The sequence below is a fragment of the Protofrankia sp. Cj3 genome (assembly GCF_917627355.1).
Lineage (GTDB): Bacteria > Actinomycetota > Actinomycetes > Frankiales > Frankiaceae > Protofrankia.
Map to the genome: position 1 here is coordinate 1 of NZ_CAKJTR010000267.1, position 914 is coordinate 914.

1 protein-coding gene is annotated in these 914 nt (G+C 72.1%); it reads left to right on the forward strand.

The annotated features are described in order from the left end of the window. A partial coding sequence (locus MJ783_RS21955; protein ID WP_239313478.1) for a transposase occupies nt 1-906 on the forward strand: 906 nt, incomplete at its 5' end. Nucleotides 907-914: the final 8 nt, after the last annotated feature.

Sequence of the window (914 nt, forward strand, 5' to 3'; positions counted from 1 at the left end):
AAACTGCCTCGGATCGGCCGGGTGAAAGTCCACGAACCGATGGGTGCGCTCACCGGCCGGCTGGCCGAGGGGCGGGCCCGGCTGTTCGGCGCCACCGTGTCGCGCACCGCCGGGCGCTGGTTCGTGTCGTTCACCGTCGACGTGGAACGCGATGCGCCCGCCGGGCCGTCGCGTCGGCAGCGCGCGGCCGGGCCGGTCGGGGTGGACCTGGGCGTGAAGCACCGTGCCGTGCTGTCCACCGGGGAGACGGTGGCGAACCCGAAGCATCTCGCCGGGTCGCTGCGCCGGCTGCGGAAGGCATCGCGGGCGTATGCCCGGTCCAAGCCCGGCAGCGCGGGACGGCGCCAGCGTGCCGCCCGGCTCGCCCGCATCCACGCCCGCGTCGCCCACCAGCGACGCGACGGGCTGCACACGCTCACCACCCGGCTGGCGAAGCGCCACGACGTGGTCGTGGTCGAGAACCTGCACGTCGCCGGCATGGTCCGTAACCGGCGGCTCGCTCGCGCCGTGGCGGACACGGCCATGGCCGAGATCCGCCGCCAGCTTTCGTACAAGACCATCTGGTACGGCTCGCGGCTCGAAGTCGCGGACCGCTGGTACCCCAGCTCGAAGACCTGTTCCGGCTGCGGCTGGCGAAACCCAAGCCTGACCCTGTCGGACCGTACGTTCACCTGCCAGTCCTGCGGGCTGGTGGTTGACCGTGACCTGAACGCCGCGGTCAACCTGCGTACCCTCGTCGCCGGCAGTGCGTCGGAGACGGAAAACGCCCGTGGAGGCGACCGTAAGACCGCGCTCGCGCGGCAGGTGCCCGGGAAACGGGAACCCGGCACCGCGCGGGCGGGTCAGACCGGGAGCGCCGTCCCACCAAGGACGGCTGCGAGGCAGAGGCTTACTCATGCTTCATGACTCGCAAC